General features: G+C 66.8%; 20 protein-coding genes. 4 read left to right on the top strand and 16 right to left on the bottom strand.

The window, feature by feature from the left end:
* Nucleotides 1-179 precede the first annotated feature (179 nt).
* Entirely contained in the window at nucleotides 180-971 is a 792-nt protein-coding gene (locus ACFWO8_RS14670) for a hypothetical protein (protein WP_378950008.1), read from the bottom strand.
* A 520-nt stretch (nucleotides 972-1,491) separates the two neighbouring features.
* Between ACFWO8_RS14670 and ACFWO8_RS14665 the strand changes: the two genes are divergently transcribed.
* Complete coding sequence (locus ACFWO8_RS14665) at nucleotides 1,492-2,865, top strand: FAD-dependent oxidoreductase (RefSeq protein WP_378950006.1); 1,374 nt, start codon at nucleotides 1,492-1,494, stop codon at nucleotides 2,863-2,865.
* Nucleotides 2,866-2,877: 12 nt separating this feature from the next.
* Here ACFWO8_RS14665 and ACFWO8_RS14660 read toward each other — a convergent pair whose 3' ends face one another.
* Genes ACFWO8_RS14660 through ACFWO8_RS14640 form a run of 5 tightly spaced genes read right to left on the bottom strand, consistent with a single transcriptional unit; the run spans nucleotide 2,878 to nucleotide 8,921 of the window.
* Nucleotides 2,878-4,248: a hypothetical protein gene (locus tag ACFWO8_RS14660; protein WP_378950003.1), complete on the bottom strand. Its 1,371-nt coding sequence runs from the start codon at nucleotides 4,246-4,248 to the stop codon at nucleotides 2,878-2,880.
* A 9-nt stretch (nucleotides 4,249-4,257) separates the two neighbouring features.
* On the bottom strand, nucleotides 4,258-5,094 hold the full coding sequence (locus ACFWO8_RS14655; protein WP_378950001.1) for an ABC transporter permease: 837 nt from the start codon (nucleotides 5,092-5,094) through the stop codon (nucleotides 4,258-4,260).
* Nucleotides 5,095-5,114: 20 nt separating this feature from the next.
* Nucleotides 5,115-6,062 (bottom strand): ATP-binding cassette domain-containing protein, encoded by a 948-nt coding sequence (locus tag ACFWO8_RS14650; protein ID WP_378949998.1) that lies wholly within the window; start codon nucleotides 6,060-6,062, stop codon nucleotides 5,115-5,117.
* A complete protein-coding gene (locus ACFWO8_RS14645; protein WP_378949995.1) occupies nucleotides 6,059-7,420 on the bottom strand; it encodes a glycosyltransferase in 1,362 nt (453 codons plus the stop codon). Before ACFWO8_RS14645 ends, ACFWO8_RS14650 begins: the two co-directional genes overlap by 4 nt.
* A 4-nt stretch (nucleotides 7,421-7,424) precedes the next feature.
* The gene (locus tag ACFWO8_RS14640) at nucleotides 7,425-8,921 is read right to left on the bottom strand and encodes a condensation domain-containing protein (protein WP_378949993.1); all 1,497 of its coding nucleotides are present in this window, start codon (nucleotides 8,919-8,921) and stop codon (nucleotides 7,425-7,427) included.
* A 785-nt stretch (nucleotides 8,922-9,706) separates the two neighbouring features.
* Here ACFWO8_RS14640 and ACFWO8_RS14635 point away from each other — a divergent pair.
* Together ACFWO8_RS14635 and ACFWO8_RS14630 are read left to right on the top strand one after the other, a co-directional pair.
* The gene (locus tag ACFWO8_RS14635) at nucleotides 9,707-10,282 is read left to right on the top strand and encodes a hypothetical protein (protein ID WP_378949991.1); all 576 of its coding nucleotides are present in this window, start codon (nucleotides 9,707-9,709) and stop codon (nucleotides 10,280-10,282) included.
* A 77-nt stretch (nucleotides 10,283-10,359) separates the two neighbouring features.
* Nucleotides 10,360-10,761: a YybH family protein gene (locus ACFWO8_RS14630; protein ID WP_378949989.1), complete on the top strand. Its 402-nt coding sequence runs from the start codon at nucleotides 10,360-10,362 to the stop codon at nucleotides 10,759-10,761.
* On the opposite strand, the gene ACFWO8_RS14625 is transcribed toward ACFWO8_RS14630, so the two are convergent.
* Together ACFWO8_RS14625 and ACFWO8_RS14620 are read right to left on the bottom strand one after the other, a co-directional pair.
* The gene (locus ACFWO8_RS14625) at nucleotides 10,762-11,103 is read right to left on the bottom strand and encodes a hypothetical protein (RefSeq protein ID WP_378949987.1); all 342 of its coding nucleotides are present in this window, start codon (nucleotides 11,101-11,103) and stop codon (nucleotides 10,762-10,764) included.
* Nucleotides 11,104-11,108: 5 nt separating this feature from the next.
* Nucleotides 11,109-11,291: a hypothetical protein gene (locus ACFWO8_RS14620; protein ID WP_378949985.1), complete on the bottom strand. Its 183-nt coding sequence runs from the start codon at nucleotides 11,289-11,291 to the stop codon at nucleotides 11,109-11,111.
* On the opposite strand from ACFWO8_RS14620, the gene ACFWO8_RS14615 reads away from it, so the two are divergent.
* On the top strand, nucleotides 11,290-12,009 hold the full coding sequence (locus ACFWO8_RS14615) for a 2'-5' RNA ligase family protein (RefSeq protein WP_378949983.1): 720 nt from the start codon (nucleotides 11,290-11,292) through the stop codon (nucleotides 12,007-12,009). The two genes, ACFWO8_RS14620 and ACFWO8_RS14615, sit on opposite strands and share 2 nt — an antisense overlap.
* Here ACFWO8_RS14615 and ACFWO8_RS14610 read toward each other — a convergent pair.
* The 8 genes from ACFWO8_RS14610 to ACFWO8_RS14575 all read right to left on the bottom strand — a co-directional run bounded on the left by ACFWO8_RS14610 (nucleotide 11,999) and on the right by ACFWO8_RS14575 (nucleotide 19,153).
* Nucleotides 11,999-12,406 (bottom strand): 4Fe-4S ferredoxin, encoded by a 408-nt coding sequence (locus ACFWO8_RS14610; protein WP_378950898.1) that lies wholly within the window; start codon nucleotides 12,404-12,406, stop codon nucleotides 11,999-12,001. The two genes, ACFWO8_RS14615 and ACFWO8_RS14610, sit on opposite strands and share 11 nt — an antisense overlap.
* 222 nt (nucleotides 12,407-12,628) lie before the next feature.
* Complete coding sequence (locus tag ACFWO8_RS14605; RefSeq protein ID WP_378949981.1) at nucleotides 12,629-13,564, bottom strand: TauD/TfdA dioxygenase family protein; 936 nt, start codon at nucleotides 13,562-13,564, stop codon at nucleotides 12,629-12,631.
* 108 nt (nucleotides 13,565-13,672) lie between these two features.
* The gene (locus ACFWO8_RS14600; protein WP_378949979.1) at nucleotides 13,673-15,013 is read right to left on the bottom strand and encodes an LLM class flavin-dependent oxidoreductase; all 1,341 of its coding nucleotides are present in this window, start codon (nucleotides 15,011-15,013) and stop codon (nucleotides 13,673-13,675) included.
* 13 nt (nucleotides 15,014-15,026) lie between these two features.
* Nucleotides 15,027-15,914 (bottom strand): ABC transporter permease, encoded by an 888-nt coding sequence (locus ACFWO8_RS14595; protein WP_378949977.1) that lies wholly within the window; start codon nucleotides 15,912-15,914, stop codon nucleotides 15,027-15,029.
* The gene (locus tag ACFWO8_RS14590; RefSeq protein ID WP_378949975.1) at nucleotides 15,907-16,770 is read right to left on the bottom strand and encodes an ABC transporter ATP-binding protein; all 864 of its coding nucleotides are present in this window, start codon (nucleotides 16,768-16,770) and stop codon (nucleotides 15,907-15,909) included. Before ACFWO8_RS14590 ends, ACFWO8_RS14595 begins: the two co-directional genes overlap by 8 nt.
* Nucleotides 16,767-17,849 (bottom strand): ABC transporter substrate-binding protein, encoded by a 1,083-nt coding sequence (locus ACFWO8_RS14585; protein ID WP_378949972.1) that lies wholly within the window; start codon nucleotides 17,847-17,849, stop codon nucleotides 16,767-16,769. The genes ACFWO8_RS14590 and ACFWO8_RS14585 overlap by 4 nt, the downstream gene beginning before the upstream one ends.
* A 319-nt stretch (nucleotides 17,850-18,168) precedes the next feature.
* The gene (locus tag ACFWO8_RS14580) at nucleotides 18,169-18,897 is read right to left on the bottom strand and encodes an IclR family transcriptional regulator (RefSeq protein ID WP_378949970.1); all 729 of its coding nucleotides are present in this window, start codon (nucleotides 18,895-18,897) and stop codon (nucleotides 18,169-18,171) included.
* Nucleotides 18,898-18,997: 100 nt separating this feature from the next.
* Nucleotides 18,998-19,153, bottom strand: coding sequence for a hypothetical protein (locus ACFWO8_RS14575; protein ID WP_378950968.1), 156 nt, complete (start codon nucleotides 19,151-19,153; stop codon nucleotides 18,998-19,000).
* Nucleotides 19,154-19,158 lie beyond the last annotated feature (5 nt).

The following is a 19,158-nucleotide window of genomic DNA, read 5'->3' as shown; positions in this document are numbered from 1 at the left end:
GATGGCATGGTGAGCGTCGCCGCGAAGAAGGGCCTGCGCACTCTCCGCCGAATCCAAGCCGCGATCGCCGCCCGCGAATCCTGACGGTCCAGGCCGAGAGCAGTTGTCGGTGGGTACGGAATCGCAACGATGCGTGCGATTTCCGGCCAACAGATGCACGAAACGACGAGCTTTTACGGTCAGCCCGCGGTGGCCACGACGGTGTCGGTTACTGCTTCGGCTCGGTCGCACACATCCATCGGTAGCGCAGGCCACGCACCGATCGAGCGTATGATCGGGCGCGCCATTACTGTTGTGCTGATCAGTTCGGCGGTCGTTGACCCCGTGGGCTCAGCGGGCAGATAGACCAAGACGTGGCCGCACGAGTTCGGGCTGGACAGTGCCGCATCGGATGTCGTGGTGGCCTCGATTCCAGGCAATCCGGCGTGCCGGATGGCCCGGTCACCGGGCCCAGGTTTGGGTTCGGCGTTGTATCGGAACGATGCTTCCACTGTGATCCCGTAGCGATCGCCCGGTTTTGTCAATGGGATCGTGCATGAATGGGCCGATTTCCAGCCGATTTTTCCGGGGGTCCATCCGGAGAACAATCCACCTAGCGAGGGAGCGCTCTCGCAGGCGTTCTTGCCGAGCAAGGTCTGACGCTCCGAGGTCCCGGTGCGTGGCGGCATCTCGATCAATGTCGCCGCCAATGCGCCCAAATATGCTTTGGTGTCTTCACATCGGGTCGGCCACTCGGTGGGTTGGCCGGGAGAATGTGCGCGTCGGCCGCGCACGCTGTGGGCGAACCCTGTCACCCCGATCGGTAGATAGTAGGTGCAATCGAAGGTGCCGTAACTGTTACGCGACCGGTAGACCTGATGGTCACCGATCTGCTCGGCTTTGTCTTGGGTGGTGTCGAAGGTGAAATAGTGCTCGGCCAGCGATAATTCGAATATGTAGCTGGCACCGGGCTCGACCTCAGAATTGACCATGATGCCGCACTTGGTATAGCCGTTGATCAGCCAACCTCGTGCCGGTGTGCCATGCCGGGTCGCGAACTCTCGATTGTGGAGAGCGCACACTTGCGCTGCCCGGATCCGTGCCATCAACTCGGAGGTTCCTGGGGCGACTGCCGCCTCGTCCACATTCGCTGGGATGGTCGCTGGAGGCTGGGTGGTCGACGGGGCTGCGCCGAAATCCGTTGGCGTCGCTGATCCTGACACCACCTGCCCGCATCCGACGGCTATCAGAGCCACCAAGGCCAGGCACGCTGCTTTGGCCGCGCGCTGTCTTCCCCCAACCACAACAAACCTCCGCACAACCCGTTACGAATACTGCAGCACGGCAGCCTATCGCGTGGACATCCGGCACCTGACAGACGTACGTGCCCGAGCCATCTCGTGGCAGGCCGCCGCCGGGCCGCAATCGCTGTTTCGTAGTTCGCGCACTTCGCCCTCGGTGCCGTGGGAACGGCAGCGGTCGCGGGCGAGCCCTGTCTCGTACGGTGGTGTCATGAGCGCACGGATGGTGGTTGTCGGAGCGGATGCGACGGGGATGGCGGCGGCGTCGCAGGCGCGGAGGTTGCGGGGTGTCGGTGAGCTCGAGATCGTGGTGTTCGAGAAGGGGCAGCATTCCTCGTATTCGGCGTGCGGGATTCCGTACTGGGTGGCGGGGGATGTCGCCGATGCCGACGATCTGATCGCGCGGTCGGTGGCCGAACATCGTGCTCGTGATATCGATCTGCGGATGCGGACCGAGGTGACCGAGATCGATCCCGTGGGGCGGCGGGTGCGTTCTCGCGATCTCGATACCGGTGCGCAGGGGTGGACGGGTTACGACAAGCTCGTGTTGGCCACGGGTGCGACGCCGGTTCGGCCGCCGCTGCCCGGTATCGACGCCGAGGGCGTCTACGGCGTGCAGACCCTCGATGACGGGCAGGAGCTCATCGACGGGCTGGAGTCGGCGACCGGGCGGGAAGCCGTCGTGGTGGGCGCGGGGTATATCGGTGTCGAGATGGCTGAGGCGTTGGTACGTCGGGGATTCGAGGTCACCATGATCACCCGAGGTGCTGAACCCATGTCCACGCTGGACCCGGACATGGGTGCGCTCGTGCGGAAAGCCATGGAAGGTATGGGAATACGGCTCGTCCGCGATACCGAGGTGACCGGAATGCGGACGTCCGCGGATGACAAGGTCTGTGCCGTGACGACCGTCAGCGCCGAGTATCCGGCAGATGTGGTCGTGCTGGGGATCGGCGTGAGCCCGGCAACCGATCTCGCTCGCGACGCCGGGCTACCACTGGGGGAGAGCGGTGGTCTGCTCACTGATCTCGCTCAACGTGTGCGCGGATATGACGACATCTGGGCCGGTGGTGATTGTGTGGAGGTGCTGGATCTGGTCTCGGACACGCTGCGTCACATTCCGCTCGGCACCCACGCCAACAAGCACGGACAAGTGATCGGGTCGGGAGTCGGCGGCGGATACGCCACTTTCCCCGGTGTGGTCGGCACCGCGATGAGCAAGGTGTGCGATCTCGAGGTGGCGCGTACCGGCTTGGGGGAGAAGGACGCTCGCCGTGCCGGGCTGCAGTTCCACTCCGTCACCATCGAATCCACCGGCCGCGCCGGGTATTTCCCCGGCGCTGAACCGATGACGGTGAAGATGCTCGCCGAACGTCGCACCGGTCGGCTGCTCGGTGTGCAGATCGTCGGACGTGATGGTGCCGCCAAGCGAATCGATATCGCGGCGGTGGCGCTCACCGCGAGGATGACGGTGGAGCAGGTGACCGCGCTCGACCTCGGTTACGCGCCACCGTTCTCGCCGGTGTGGGATCCCGTCCTGGTCGCCGCCAGGAGGGCCGTCCGTGCGGTGGCCGACGATCGCTGATCGCCGTCGGGCTCACCAGAAGCTGGGTGTGAGACCCCACGACTCGAACTCTGCCGACAACAACTCGCGCAGGGCAGCACGGGTGGGAAAGCAGTCGGGGTCGGCGCCGGTGACGGCCAAGGTGACCGTGTGGCCGTCGGTGGAGAAGGAGAGATTCACGCCCACTTCCACTCGGCGGAACATGGCGGTGTCGTTGGTGCAGACGACAGGGCGCATGAGCACCGCAGAGGCATGGTGGCCTGCGAAATTGGCTACGCCACTGGCAGTTTCGCCGAGGTTGGTGCACAGGCATTCCGGGGCTTTGGCGGTGCGGGCGAAATGACGCAGTACGAAGCGGGGCAGGATCATCTGCAACGGCTGTAGGTGTTGCAGGGCGGGCGTGGTGGCCGGGTCGCGGTAGGCGGTGGCGGCGCGTTTCACGGCTGAGCGGATGGCGGCGAGGTCGATGCGTTCGCCGGTGCGGTAGGTGACCGAGATCGGCAGGCCGGTGGTGGCGTTGGCGCGGGGGTCGTCGGGCGTGCGCATCGAATGGGGGATGTCTACGCGGATGTCGGCGGTGTCGCCGACGCGCCCGCTGCGACCGAGGATGCCGGCGCCCAGCGCGATCAGAAGGCCGTTCGTTGTGCCGGAATGCCGCGAGGCGGCGGCGTTCCACTCGGCGAGATCGAGCTGGACCGCCAGGTCGGCCGGTGACCACTGGGCCGGCAGGGGGAGCTCGGGGAGCGCGGTACGAAGGTTGCGGTCCGGCTCGGTGACACCGCGGGTGGCGATCGCCGCGCGAATACCTTTCGCGACCGCGCGTAGCTGTCGCCCCGCATCGATGACGTTCGCGCTCACCGAGTTCTGCGGTGCCTTTCCGACCAGCTGGCCCGAACCCGTTGCAGAATCCGGACTCTCATCGAGCCGGGCAAGTGCGTCGCCGACGGCGAACAACACCGCGCCGCCGTCGGATGCCACATGCGAGGTCACCAGTGATACCAGCGTCCCACCCGCCATGGTCGGGGCGGCGGACAGCCGCCACACCTGACCGGTCTCTGGATCGAAGTCGACCTTGCTCTGCGCGAAGTACCAGTCGAGGATCTCGTCATCGGCGACGGGCACCGAATCCCAGCCCAGCGGGAGCGATTCCGTCGCGGGCAGCCAGTAGGGACGGGCGAACGGAACCCGGGTCGGTCGCACGCGGCGGGCCAGGAATCCCTGGGCCAACTGGGCGTGTAAGCGGGCGAGCAGCTCAGGGTCGAGCGGCTCGTCGAAGCGCCAAGCGAGCTGATTGACCAGTGCATTGCCGTAGAGGCTGTGCAGCTTGAGGAACAGGTCGTCGTCGGCGGTGAGCCGGTTGACGGCGACCGGCGCGGTGACGATGGCCGGGGCAGTGAGCGTCATCAGAACTCCTCAGCGAGCACGCAGGGTGCGGACGGTCAGGGGCGCGAAGACGGCGGCGATCACGAGCGAGGCCACCACCGACCACAACGCGTCGGCGCCGACAACGCCGTTCTCGGCGAGCCCACGCACCGCGGACACGAGGTAGGACACCGGGTTGTAGTCGGAGACGTGCCGGAGCCAGGTCGGCATCGCCGACTCGGGCACCAGCGCGTTGGACGCGAAACTCAGGAAGGTGAGCACCAGCATCGACATACCTTGCACCGCAGCGGGTCTCGACACGGTGACACCGATGAACGCGAACAGCCAGCTGATCGCGGTGGTGGCCAGGACGACGAGCACCGCACCGGCGACGAACCCGACCGGATGATCCGGGCGGTAACCCATCGCGAACCCGACGATCACCACCGTGGTCGCGGCGATGACATACCGGGTCGCCCCGGCCAGCAGCGCCCCGGCGACAGGTGCCGACCGGGCGATGGGCATGGCGACGAACCGATCGAAGACCCCGGACCGAATATCTTCGGACAGTTGCACTCCGGTCGCGACCGACGACGTCAGCACGATCTGCACCAGCACGCCGGGAATCAGAATCGGCAGGTACGCCGCCATGCTGCCCGCGATGGCGGTGCCGAAAATGCTGCCGAACAGCAGCGGCCCGACAATGGGCAGCAGCAGCGCGTCGTAGAGCAACTGCGGGCTGTGCCGGAAGGTGAGCAGACCTCGCCACGCCATCATCAGCGACTGGAACAGCGAGGCGCGCAGGCTGACGTGGGTGATCCGGGGGCGGCGGTCGATCGTCGGCGGCGTGGTGTGCTCGGCGGCGATCTCGGTGATGGTGGCAGTCATGGTGGCCTCGGTCTTTCGGATCAGGCGGCGACGCGGTCGGTGCCGGTCAGCGCGAGGAAGACCTCATTGAGATCGGGGCGGTCGACGGCGAAACCCCGTAGCGCGATGCCCGCGGCACGGCAGGCGGCGACGATATCGGCGGCGGTGCCCGCATCGGTCAGTGCGATCGTGAGCATGCCCGCCGACGATCCTTCGGGTACCTCCCCGGTGAGGTCGACGACGATGGCCTCCGCCTGCGCGGACTGGGCGGCATCGGCGAGTTCCAGGCGCAGCACCTGGTCGCCGATGGAGGACTTCAGTTCCGCCGCGGTGCCCTCGGCGACAATCGTCCCGCGGTCGATGACGGCGATCCGGTCGGCCAAGGCGTCGGCTTCTTCGAGATATTGCGTGGTGAGCAGGACGGTCGCGCCACGGGCGACGAGCCGCCGGATCACGCCCCACATCTTGTCGCGGGTGTGCGGGTCGAGGCCGGTGGTCGGCTCGTCGAGGAAGATCAGCGGCGGATCGGTGATCAGCGTCGCCGCCAGATCGAGCCGCCGCCGCATACCGCCGGAGAACTGGTTCACCGGCCGATCGGTGACCTTCGACAGCTCGAACTCATCCAGGAGTTCGACACTGCGGCGCGCGGCAGCACGGCGGGAGAGTCCGAGCAACCGGCCGAACAATCGCAAATTCTCACCGGCGGTGAGGGTTTCGTCGACCGAGGCGTACTGGCCGGTGAGCCCGATCATCGAGCGCACGGCGGTCGCGTCGCGCGCGATGTCGTAGCCGAAGATCTCGGCGGTGCCGCGATCGGGGCGAACCAGCGTCGCGAGCATCCGGACGGTGGTGGTTTTGCCCGCGCCATTGGGACCGAGCAGGGCGAAGACGGTGCCGGCCGCGATGGTGAGGTCGACGTTGCCGACGGCGGTGAAATCTCCGTAGGACTTGCCGAGACCGGATGTGCGGATGGCGATATCGGTACTCACAGTTGCCTCCCGGCGGAATGGAGCAGTTCAGGGGCGTCCGGCGAACCCGCCAGCGCCTCGACGGCATCGGCGGCTCGCTCGACACCGTCGGTGGCGAAACCGGCGGCATAAGACGCCGTTCGCAGGATCACGTCGGGACGCGAGACCTGATCGAGTAGTGCGTCGAGGCGTTCGGCGGTCAGCTTCTTCGCGGGAATCGTGGCCGCGAGGCCGAGTCGCCGCAACGCATGACCCCAGTAGGGCTGGTCGGCTTGGACCGAGCAGATCACTTGCGGCACACCCGCTCTCAGCGCGGCTGCCGTCGTCCCGGCGCCACCGTGGTGCACGGCAGCGACACAACGAGGCAGTACCCGAGCGTGATCGACCTGACCGACGATCGCGACGGCATCCTCGAATCCCGGACCGATCGTCGCCCAGCCCGACGCGAGCAGCAGCCGACGACCTCGCCGGGCACACACCTCGCGCAGGGTCGCGACGAACGAGGTCGGATTGCCGACATCCATGGAGCCGAATCCGACGTAGATCGGTGCAGATCCCTCATCCAGCCACGAATCCAGAGTCGATGACGGCATCCGGGGATCGGAAATGGCTGTGCCATTGGATGATTCGACCGAGAATTCATCGACGGCCTCGCCGAACGGAGGCATGCGCTGATCGTGGGTTCCGATAGTGCAGGGCTCTGAAACCTCTGCACTGGTGAAGAATCCGTTCGAATCGACCGGGAATCCGACGAACGGCCCTGGCAACTGCTCGTCTGCCCCAGGGAACAGCCGCGGGTCGTAGGCCTGAATTCGCACGCTCGCCGCACTCGGCCCAGTGGTGACGGGCAGGACCGCGGCAAGGGCCGCGGCTCGTGCGCGGGCCAGCACCGACCAACCCGCTCGGTGCACGAATCCGGGGAGGTGGCCGGCCCAGCGCACCGGTGCGACTGGGACCGCGCTGTTCGGCTGGATCGGGAAGAAGTGCACGGCCGCGAACGGCAGTCCGACCGCGCGCGCCACCGACTCGGCGGCTTCCTCACCCGCCATTCCCGCGACCACCACGTCGTGTCCAGGTGCCAGGGCACGCAGGTCCTCGATCTGCTCGGGCACTCCGCGCCGCTGCAGGTCGTACAGCGCCCGCAGCCTGGCGCGTGGATCGCGGCTGATGAAGCGTCGGTCGGTGCGCTGCGCGTGTAGGAGATCGGCGGTATCGCGGCCGAACGGCACTGCGGGAACCCCGTGGTCACGGGCGAAGGCGACGAGGTTCGGCGCGAGCGCCAATGTCACGTCGTGACCGCGCTCGCGCAGCGCATGAGCCAGCAGAATGCCGGGTTGGGCGTCTCCCCGGCTGCCGGTGAAAGCCAACAGTGACCGCATCCGCTCATCCCGCCTGCACGGCGACGCGGAGCGCGTTCTCACCCAGGGCTCGGGCATCGGCAGGTCCCGGTGTCTTCCTCGGCGCCGGCGCGGCGGACAGCTGCATCTCGGAACGCCCGGCGACAGCTGGATCCGCATGCACCGCGGCAGCGATCGACGACAGTGCCTGCCCGAACGCGGTGAGGAACTCGTCCATCACCTCGGCGGGCAACCCCGCCGGGTACCGGGCCGACACATACAGACCGTCGGCTGCCCGCACGACCCACAGGAACACCTCGTCGGGCGAGTACGACTCCGCGCGCAAGGTCCGTCCGCGCAGGTCGGCGACCAACTCGTAGCCGGGCAGGACTCGGATATCGAGGAAGGAAATGCCGAACCGCGGTGTCTCGGCGACGTCGAGCAGGTCGAGCACGCGCGACCAGGAGGCGTCGTTGGCGGTGCGCGAACGACGTAACGCGGCTCGCGCCTGATCCATGGCTTCGGCGATGCCGGAGTCGGCCGTCAGGGCGATATCGACCGGGACCACGTTGACGAACCAGCCCATCGACTCCATCCAGCGCAGGTCAGGCCGGGTCGCGATCGGCATCGCGGTACGCATCCGGTCCGCGCCGAACCGCTGCTGATTGGCCACGGCCAAGGCGGCGAACACCGCGACCGACATCCGGTGCCGCACCAGGTCGAGGACCGCTTCGACCTGCTCGAGTTCGGTGAGATCGAGCAGCCGCCGCGACACGCTGGGCTGTGGCCGGTCCGCGGGAGCAGGCCGCTGAGCATGCGGGGCGAAACGCGGCATCGCACCGTCGGCAAGGAATTCACGCCAGGTGGCGACCGCGGGGGAATCCGGATCCAGTTCGGCCGCGCTCGCCCGTTCCAGTACGGCGAAATCCGCCACGCTCCCGAAGGTGACGGACTCGCGCGACTGCTCGCCCGCCGAGACCTCGCGGTAGAGGGTGCGCAGTTCGAGAATCAGAATGGCCTGCGAATAGGCGTCCATCACCGAGTGGTCGGCGGCAACGAGCACCGTGAAATCACCGGTGTCGGCGTGCTCGACCGTGGCCGCGAGGCAATGCGGCCACACCAGCGCAGACAGACGCTCTTCGAGTGTGCCGCTGAGGAATTCGTTGATCCGGGTGCCGTCGGTGAGTCCGGCTACCGGCTGTTCGGCGATGTCGACGGCGGCGGGAGCGGCGACGAGCCTGCGCGCTTCGCCACGGGACGCGGTGGTCACCGTGGTGCGCAGGCCCTCATGTCTGGCGTGCCAGCGCCGCAGCGTCTCGCGCCAGGCGGGGCCGTCGAGCGGGGCATCCATCTCGAAGACGGTGCCGATCCAGCGGCCGCGACCTGGCAGCGGATCGGCGGGATCGACGCTCGCGCAGTATCCGGCGTGCACGCTGGTCAGCGGACGATCGTCGGGTCGCCACGTGTCGGCGGCGAGTTCGGGCGTCCACATCGACAAAGCGCCTGAGCGGATTTCGAATTCGGACAGGTGGGTGTATTCCATGACCGGTTCACCTCGTGACGAATGCATGCCGAAGCGGCGGAAGGGCGGGAGTGAAGGAGAACACCGCACTGTGTCACCTGATGCGTTGAACTTCGGCGGCAATACATTTCCGTCAAGCCTCGGCGCGATTGATCGTATATGTGATTCTGCTGAGAGCATCATCGTGACGGGGGTCACGGTTTAGCTGAACAAAACTCTTCCGCCTGCGGGTTTTCGCGATCGCATCATGGGTTCGCTTGTCCTGCATCGGGGTTCGAGAAGGTGAAATCGGGTACGTGATTGTCTGTCGATATTTTGTTCATTCCGGATGGGATGATCCTTGTAGGCACCATCACACTGGCGGTAGCCGGTCGTCCAAGTGTGTTTCCCTCGTGTTCACCTGAGGCAATTCATCTATGCCATTCGTTTTATGGCGACCGGTGTGTCAGGGATTGTCGGCCGAACATGTCCGGCCAGCGCGCTCCGGAGTCGTTATCGGAGACCAGCGCGATCCCTGTCATCTGGCCGTTATCACAACGTTGCTCACTCGATGCCGGTTGCTATGGTGAAGGCGCGAAGTGTTCGTTCGGATGTGAAGGAAGACAATGGGAAGCACTGCCCTCGACATCATGGCGCTGGTCCTCAACCGCGTCACCGAGTTCTGGAACTGGATGGCGACCGGATCGTCGGGATTCCCGCCGCTGTGATCGGCTGACATCACGATCTGTCTGTGAAACCCCTGGAGGTCGTTGGCCTTCGGGGGTTTCGCCGTTCATCAGGGTGCGAGTCGACCGTAGGGTGGGCTGATGACGACGGTGGGGACGCGCACGACGGATCTGGTGCCACGGCGGTGGTCGATGGCGATGCGGATCACCACCGGGGCGGCGATGGTGGCCATAGTGGTGGTGCTCGTGGTCGACGCGACGCATATCAACCTCCTCGGCTGGGTTGCCGCGGTTCTGACGCTGTTGGCCAGCGGACTGTCCTGGATGATTCTGGCGCCGATCGGGTGCGCACGGTATCGGGAGTATCGGGCCGTCATCGCGGCGCCGGTGGTGGTGATCATCGGGGTAGGGCTGGTGTGGTTCGGAGTGCCGGAGAAAATAGGGTGGTGGATGTCGGCCTCAGCGATGACCGAGGCGGCGCACAGTTGCCGGGAATCCGAGGGGGAATGGTTCGGCGTCATTCGCACCAGTGGGGTCAGGTTCGACGATGGCGGCTGCCAGTTCACTATCGATGACATGGCGATACTCGGCGGTTTGGCCTATTTCCCGCCGGGAACTCAGCCGCCGGATCATGGCGGTCGGGGATATCAGCCCGTCTACACGCCCTACGACGGGAATTGGTACCGGTTCGCGGTGACAATGCACGACCATCCCTGATCCCGGGTCGCGCGCCCGATTCGTGTCGTACCCCGGCGTTACCGTTGTCGCACAACCCGAGTCGAGGGAGGGTGTCGATGGCCGAGAACGTGCGCGAACGTGCACAGCGCCCGGAAGATCTGAGTCGGCTGGTGGTCGAGCGATTGAATGCCGGTGATGTGGACGGCCTCGTCGAGTTGTACGAGTCCGATGCGGTGCTCGCGCTGCCGGACGGGGTCGTCGCGACAGGGGTCGACGAGATCCGGGCGGCGTACGCGCGACTGGTCGCCGATCGACCGGTATTCCAACCCGGCCACCAGGCGCCCGCCTTACTGGCGGGCGATCTGGCGCTGACGTCGTCGCGTCTGCCCGGTGGCACCGGTGCGACCGTGGAGGTGGCGCGCAGGCAGCCGGACGGAAGCTGGCGCTGGATCCTCGATCAACCGAACGCGCCCTGGGTGGTCAGCGAACCGGCGCGCCGGTCGAACGTGCCCGGATGATCAGTTCGGGTTCAGGCCGGTCGCGAAGACGACGACGACCTTGTCGTCGGTCACCTCGCTGACCCGCACATTCGTGCCGTTGCTGGCCTGGGACTGACCGACCGGGACCGTGATCTGCTGGCCACCGATGCTCAGGGTGACCATGTCACCGTTCACGGCGACGAGTTCCGCGTCGATGCCGAGGACCGAGGCCTTCGCGCTCACCCCACGGTCGAAGGTGACGGTGCAGCCGCTCACGGTGCATTCGGAGGTGGTGCCGGGTCCGTTCATGGTGCACGCGGAAACGGCGAAGGGAAGCAGGAGGGCGAACGCGGAAAGCGTGATCAGCCGTCGAACAGGCATGGCAGTCAGTGTAGTGCGTCGAAGGCACAACGGATCGGTCTCGCCAGGTTGCCCGCCGGATCCACCGGGAATACCGTCGCTGTGAGGTAACTGGCATCGCAAGCATCGGTGCCGATCGTGTCGGGCGGACGACCGGCCAGCCGGGAGTTCACCAGCTGGTCGGCCGAGATCGGGAGGTGGCACACCATGATCGCGAGCGAAATGACCGTTGCCAGCCGCTGGTGGTGGCGTCCGGGGTGGACACCGGGTCGTTCGTTCTACAACTGGCAGATCGTGCCGAGCCAGCCCGTGGCCGACAAACTGATCGAGATCTTCGCACCCACCCTGTCGCGCCTGCCCGGGCTCGAGCAGGTCGACGCCGCGCGGCTGCGGATCGGAGTGCAGGGTATCGGCTTCGTCGACGGGGTCAAAGGGGTGCACCTGGCGGCGCTGGTGGCCGGCGCGCAGGAAATGCTCGCCGAGCTCGCGCCGTTCCAGCTCGCGTTCGGGCCGCCGGAGGTCACCGCCGAGTCGATCCGGTTGCCGATCACCGTCTCGGCGGAACTGCTGCGGGTGCGCGCGGATCTGACCGACGCGCTGACCGACGTGTGGATCCGGGAACGGATCCCCGACTTCGGTGAGCCGCTGCGCCCCTACCTGGCGCTGGCCCACGCGACCCACCCGACCCCCGTGCACGATATTCGCACCGCGCTCGACGAGGACGGGTTCGCCGACTTCACCCTCGACGACACGGTCTCCGCGGTCTCGATGGTCGAATTGCAGTGCGAGGAAGGACGATACGACTGGTCCGACGTCAGCACCGCAGGCCTGCTGCGGGTCCCGGACCCGGTCGTCGAACAGAGCGTGTTCGACGACCCGCTGTTCGGTCCGTTGCGGAACCCGACGCCGTCGTTGCTCAGGAGCTGAGCCGCGGCGGCGGTGCGCCGTGCGGCAGCCGCGGCCCCACCGCGACCTGTGCGCCCGCGGTGCGCCCGTGCCCCCAGCCGAGTTTTTCGCGATATCGGCCGATGTGCTCGATGGGTACCGCCGTATCCGGCGGCAGCGGCGTGACCTCCGGCGCGACGTAGAGGGCATCGGTCGGGCAGCACGCCTCGCACATGGAACAGGTCTGGCAATCGGATTGCCGGGCGATAACCGGGAGTCCGCCGTCGACGCGGTCGAACACGTACAGGCCGGGAACCGTTGTCGCACAGTCATCGTCGACCACATCGATGCCGCCGTTGCCGCGCACCGTGCCCTCGGCGAGCAGATCGATCTCGAATCGATCGGTGAACGGATCGATCCCGCGCCGGTCGAACTGCAAGAAGAAGTTCGGCTGACCCACCCGCATCTGCGCCTGCACGGTCTCATCCGCGCGATCCAGCTGAGCGACCACCGTCTCCTGCAACAGGGTTCGGGCGATCACCGAGCGGCCCTTTAGTGGTCGGCGAGATGACCGCCGAGCGCCTCCCTGCGCGCAGGGTCGTGGCCACCGAGGGCCGTTGGCGCGGTGCCCGACACGAATGTGCGGGCACCGCAACGGGTCTCAGGCGCCGGTGAACTTCGCGCCGGCGATCGGGGTGGAAGACCGGCCGTCGACACCGACGGGGATATCGCCCTCGAGGGTGGTGCGGTAGAGGACTCGGGTCACGTCGAGATGGTCGAGGTCGCCGGGGGCGAGGTGCGCGGTGGCGCGGTTGTCCCAGAAGGCGATGCTGCCCTGGGCCCAGCGGAAGCGGACAGTGTAGGCGGGGTGGGAGATCTCGTCGAACAGCAACTGCAACAGGGCATCGCTCTGAGGTGGGGTCAGGCCGAGAATCCTGGTGGTGAAGCCGGGGTTGACGAACAGCACCCGTTCACCGGTGACCGGGTGGACGCGCACCACCGGGTGTTCGGTCACCAGCGGTGCGTCGGCGATCTTGCGGGCATACTCGCTGCCTGCCTCCCACGGCGGGATCCGGCCACCGAAACGGTGTTCGGCGCGCAGTCCGTCGAGGAAGGTGCGCAGCGATTCCGGCAGACCGGCGTAGGCCGCGGCGAGGTTGGTCCACCGGGTGTCGCCGCCGGTCTCCGGTGCGATCTCGGCGCGCAGGATCGAGGCCGCGGGCGGGTTGATCAGCGGCGAGACATCGGTGTGCCAGTGGTTGGTGTAGCTGAACTTCTTGCGGCCGAACTTCTTCTCGTAGAGGCGACTGTCGACAGCCAGGATCTCCGGGTGCTCGGTGGGCGCGTCGTCGTCGTAGGGGTGCGACGGGGTGACGGCGCCGAAGCGGCGGGAGAACGCGATCTGATCGGTGTGCCCGATCCGCTGGTCGCGGAAGAACAGCACCTTGTGCCGGTGCAACGCCGCGGTGAGCTCGGCGACCTGGGTGTCGGTGAGTTCCTCGCGCAGGTCGATGCCGCTCACCTCGGCGCCGATGTGGCCTGCGACCGGGGTGATCTCGACAGTGGTGACGACGCTGGGGTTTTCGATGGTGGTCATGTCGGTGGTCCTTCGTGTGAAGTCTGTTGCCGGGGTGCGGGAGTCCTCATCCCGGACAGGAACTGCTCACCACCCGCATGAACTCGATATCGAGTCGCCGGGCGCGCATCAGGCGCTCACCCGTGAATCCTGTTCGGAGAACTGGTTGTCCACCGGAGCGAGGCCGTAATGACCGCGCAGCGTGGTGGATTCGTAGTCGGTGCGGAACAGGCCGCGCTCCTGCAGGATCGGCACCACGCGGTCCACGAAATCCGCCAGGCCGCCGGGCAGGTAGGGCGCCATGATGTTGAATCCGTCGGCGGCACCCGCGTCGAACCAGCTCTGTAGTTCATCGGCCACCTGTTCGGGTGTGCCGGCGAAGGTGCGGTGACCGCGGCCGCCACCCAGCTTGCCGATGAGCTGGCGCACCGTGAGGTCCTCGGTCTCGGCCAGCTCCTTGACCAGTGTGAACCGGCTCTTGCCGCCCTCGATCTCGCTCTCGGCGGGCAGCGGTGGCAGCGGCGCGTCGAGCGCGTGGGCGGTGAGGTCGACACCGAGGATCGACGAGAGCTGACGCAGCGCGTAGTCGGGCGAGATGAGATCGGTGAACTCCTGCTCGAGCGCCCGTGCCTCCTCGACGGTATCGGCGATGAACGGCACCAGACCCGGCAGCACTTTCAAGTCGTCCTGTGCGCGACCGTATTTCGCCAATCGCGACTTGAGATCGCGGTAGAACCGCACGCCCTCTTCGAGGGTGCGCTGTGCGGTGAACACGGCTTCGGCGCGATGGGCGGCGAACTCCTTGCCCGATTCCGAGGACCCGGCCTGTACCAGTAGCGGCCTGCCCTGCGGCCCGCGCGGGGAGTTCAGCGGGCCGCGCACTCGGAAGCGTTCGCCCGCGTAGTCGAGGGTGTGCACCCGGCTCGGGTCGGCGAAGACGCCGGTCTCGGTGTCGAGCACGATCGCCTCGGCCTCCCAGCTGTCCCACAGTGCCAGGGCCACGTCGACGAACTCCTCGGCGCGTTCGTAGCGGCGGGCGTGCTCGGGAATCGCGTCGAGCCCGAAGTTGTAGGCCTCGTCGACATTGCCGGAGGTGACGATGTTCCAGCCCGCCCGGCCCGCGCTGATGTGGTCGAGCGAGGCGAACTTGCGTGCGAGATTGAACGGTTCGTTGTAGCTGGTCGACGCGGTGGCGATCAGGCCGATCCGCTCGGTGACCGCGGCGATCGCCGACAGCAGCGTGATCGGTTCGAACACGGTGAGGGTGTTGCGTTCGATCCGCGGGCCAACGGCGAGGGTGTCGGCGAAGAAGACCGAGTCGAGCTTGCCGCGCTCGGCGATACGCGCCAGTTCCTGGAAGTGCCGCACATCGAGCACGCGCAGTTCGTCGGTGCGGGGATGACGCCACGCGGCCTCGTGGTGGCCCACGCCCATCAGGAAGGCGTTCAGATGGAAGGTCTTGCCGGACATGGTGATCTCCTGATCAGGCGTTGGTCGGTGCGGTGCGCCAGCGGGAGAGCCGGCGTTCCAGGGCGACGAGGGCGAAATTGAAACCGAGACCGATCAGCGAGATCGCCACGATCCCCGCGTACATCTGCGGAATCTGGAAGTTCTGCTGCGCGGCAGTGATGAGATAGCCCAAACCGGCTCGCGCGCCGATCATCTCGGCGGCGATGAGCACCAGGATCGAGCCCGCCGCGGCCATCCGGATGCCGGTGAAGATGGACGGGACCGCCGCGGGCAGGATCACCTTCTGGAACAACCGCAGTGGTGAGAAGCCCAGTGACACCGCTGATTTCACGAGCAGTGGGTCCACGGTGCGGACACCGGTGATGGTGTTGAGCAGGATCGGGAAGAAGGTGGCGTAGCCGATCAGCGCGATCTTCGAGGTCTCACCGATGCCGAGGATGAGGACGAACACCGGCAGCAGGGCCAGCGCGGCGGTATTGCGGAACAGCTCGAGCACCGGATTCAGAAAGTCCGAGATCGGCTTGTACCAGGCGATGGCGATGCCGACCGGGACGGCGATCACCAGGGCGAACGAGAAGCCGGTGACCGACCGGGTGAGGCTGGCCGAGGTGTGTTCGGCCAGCTGGCCGTTGCCCGCCAGCTCGACGAAGGCCTGTACCACCGTGGAGAACGGTGGGAGGAACACCTCGTCGACCAGGCCGAACCGTGGCGCCAACTCCCACGCGCCGAGCAGCAGCGCGAAGGCGAGCAGTGGTTTGGCGATGCGGAGCACAGTGCTGCTCGCCGAGCCTGCCGCCCGGGTGAGCGTGGAGCGAACAGCGGGCACCGCGGTGGGTGTCCGCGGGGGTGCGTCGGCGGCGGCCTCGACGGGGCGGACGAGCAGGGGGACGGCGCTAGACATGGGCGGGACTCCTGTCGGTGGACGCGACCGCCGCGGCGGCCGTGCTGTCGTCGGCGGCGAGTTCGAGGCGCTGGGCCCGGCTCACCTCACTTTGCAGTTCCGTCCAGATCCGGTGGCGGTACTCGCGGAACTGTTCACTGGAGCGGACGTCGATATCGCCGCCGCGGTCGATGTCGATATCGATCACGGCCTTGACCCGGCCGGGACGCGAGGTGAGCACCGCGACGCGCTGGCCCAGATACACCGCTTCGTCGATGCCGTGGGTGATGAACAGGATGGTCTTGCCGGTCGTGCGCCAGATCCGCAGCAGTTCGTCTTGCAGCGATTCCCTGGTCTGCGCGTCGAGCGCCGCGAACGGTTCGTCCATCAGCAGCACCTCGGGATCGAAGGCCAGGCTGCGGGCGATCGCCACGCGCTGCTTCATCCCGCCGGACAGTTCGTGCGGGTACCGGTCGCCGAAGCCCGCGAGTCCGACCAGTTCCAGGTAGTGCTCGGCGATCGCCTTGCGTTCCTTGCGGGCGATGCCCTTGGCCTCGAGCCCGAACTGGATATTGGTGCGGGCGGTGCGCCACGGCAGCAGTGCGTACTGCTGGAACACCACGCCGCGGTCGAGGCCGGGACCGGTGATCGGGGCGCCATCCAGGAGGATCTGCCCGGAGCTGGGCTTGCTCAGGCCGCCGAGCAGATCGAGCAGGGTGGACTTGCCCGAGCCGCTCGGCCCGACGAGGACGAGGAATTCGCCCGCGCCGACCTCGATCGAGATGTCGTCGATCGCGGTGAACTTCTCGGCGGCGCCGCGCACGGCGAACTGCTTGCCCACCGATCGCAAGGCGAGTTTCGCTGGGGTGACGGTCATTTCGCGGCCACCACCTCTCCGGTCGGGCCGCTCGCGGGCTGATAGGTGCCGTTGGCGTAGGGATTGAACTCGTTGGTGAACAGTTCCCCGGCGGCGACCTTGCCCTTGGGCACTTCACCGTTGCGTTCGAGCCAGTCGATCCAGATCTGGATTTCCTTGTCCGCGATCACGGCACCGGCCACCGGGATGCCGAGGCTGCGCCAGTAGTCGAGCAGCTTCAGGTTCTCGTTGCGGCCCCGCTTGTTGATGATCTCGGTGAACTTCGCCACGACCTCATCGCGTGGTGTGAGCTGCAGCCATCGGGTCGCCCGCGCGGTGCCCTGCACGAAATCCTTGACGGCCTCGGAATTCTGGGCGATGTAGTCTTTGCGGAAAACATAAGTGCCGTAATCGAATTCCCCGAAAATGTCCTTGTCGGTGAACAGCGGGTGCAGGCCACCGCGCGGCACCGCGGTCTCGCGGTACACGCCACCGAGCGCACCGACGTCGATCTGCACGCTGCGCAGCGCTTCCTCGGTATTGACCGGTGGCACCACGATCAGCTGGACCTGCTTGATCTCGGCCTCGCTCAAACCCTGCTGGTGCAGCCATTCACGAGTGACGAATTCATGATGTGCGCCAAGGGTATTGACGCCGACCTTCTTACCGATCAGGTCACGGGCGCCGGTGATACCCGCCTCGTCGCGGACGAAATAGCCGGTGAACGATTTCGCGTCGGAGCCATAGGAACTCAGCACCGATCGCACGGGCGCACCGCCTGCGGCGAGCTTGACCACCGCGCCGTTGAACGCGCTGCCGAATTCGATCTGCTTGGTGGCCGCCGCCTGGATATTGGCGGGGCCGCTGGTGGTATCGCCTTCCCACTGGAGGCTGATCTTGCTGAAGTAGCCCAGGTGATCGGCGAGTTCGTAGGGGGTGACCTGCCCGGTCTGTCCCTGATAGCGCAGCACGGTCTTGCCGTCGGCGGTCGTCGCCGCATCGGAACCGCCGCACGCGGTGACGACCGCGAGGACGGCGGGTGCGACGAGCGCGGCGGCGAGCGCACGCAGCGGGCGTCGCCGGAGATTATGGGAGAACATGTTTCGCGAATTCTTTCGACGGCGCGCGGGACCGCGCGGCGGGCTGTGTGCGCACGCCGCGACGATCCGCACGCAGGGGCGGATCAGCGGGTATCAGAAAGAGGAGTTCGGCGACGGAAGGAATGTCGCCGCTACATCAGCTGCGACAGGATCCGGGGGACAGGCGCATCAAGTCCACCGTTCGACGGCGGACGAGCGCGGGGGATTCGATCATGTCGGGACTTTCGGTGCCGGGTGCGACATCTTTTCGACGTCGCATCGGATTACATAGTGCGCTTGGTGATATCGGCTCGGCAATACTGTTTCCACATCGTGAAAATCATGCTGCGCCGAATCCGTCACCAGCGGCCGCGGTGTGGAAATACGGGCCGATGCGCACCGCTATCCGGTGCATGGCGGGAATGACCGCGCGCACGAGATCGTGATCGAGGCGCACCGCGCGTGCCTGCACACCGAGCGCGCCCCACACCTGTTTGTCCGGGCCGAGCACGGGGACCGCGATCGCGCGGATCGGCTCCTCGCTGTCGATCTCCTCGACGGCGAACCCGCGACGGCGGACCGTGTCGAACAGCGCGCCGTCGGCGGCGGTGGTGTGGGCGAGCAGTGCGTGACCGACGGCACTGGCCCGCAACGGTCGGCGCTCCTGCGGAATCTGGTTGTGGCAGAAGTGGATCGGTGGCCGCGCCTGGAAGAGCGTGAGTGCCTCGTCCGCGTCGGGAACGCTGAGACTGACGGTGATCTTGATGCCCGCCGCCAGCGCGTACAGGTGGGGCGCCGCGGCATCCAGCCCGAGCCGCGACAGCGCGGGTCGCGCCAGGCAGGCCAGACCGTGCCCGATCCGGTAGCGATCCGTCGCCGGATCCTGGTCGAGCAACCGGCCACGCACCAGTGCCTGCGCCAGCCGGAACGTGGTACTCACCGGAAACCCCGCCCGCTGCGCGAGCTCGCTGAGCGACAGTTCCGGATCGCCACCCTGGAAGCAGTTCAACACGAAGACGGCTCGGTCGACGGCCTGCGCGCCGGAACGTGGTGGTTCGGTGGCGGTCATGGTGGCCTCCTGCTCGACGACGTGCCGAGAACTATCGCGACCAGAGCCCGCGGGCACAATGATTGCGCGCAGGGGTGAGCGAAAAGGGGCCCGATTCGGGTCAGTCGAGTTCGGTCGGCCCGACGGGACCGGAGACCCGGATTACACCGGCGTCGAGGTCGACGTCGAGGCGGGGTTCGTGGGATTGGCCGTCGCTGTCGCCGCTGCCCTCGTTCTGCAGCTTCTTGCCCGGAAACAGCTCGCCCATGATGCCCACGGCTC

The sequence above is a fragment of the Nocardia sp. NPDC058480 genome (assembly GCF_042720495.1).
Classification (GTDB): Bacteria; Actinomycetota; Actinomycetes; order Mycobacteriales; family Mycobacteriaceae; genus Nocardia.
This window is presented reverse-complemented; position numbering and strand designations above follow the sequence as displayed.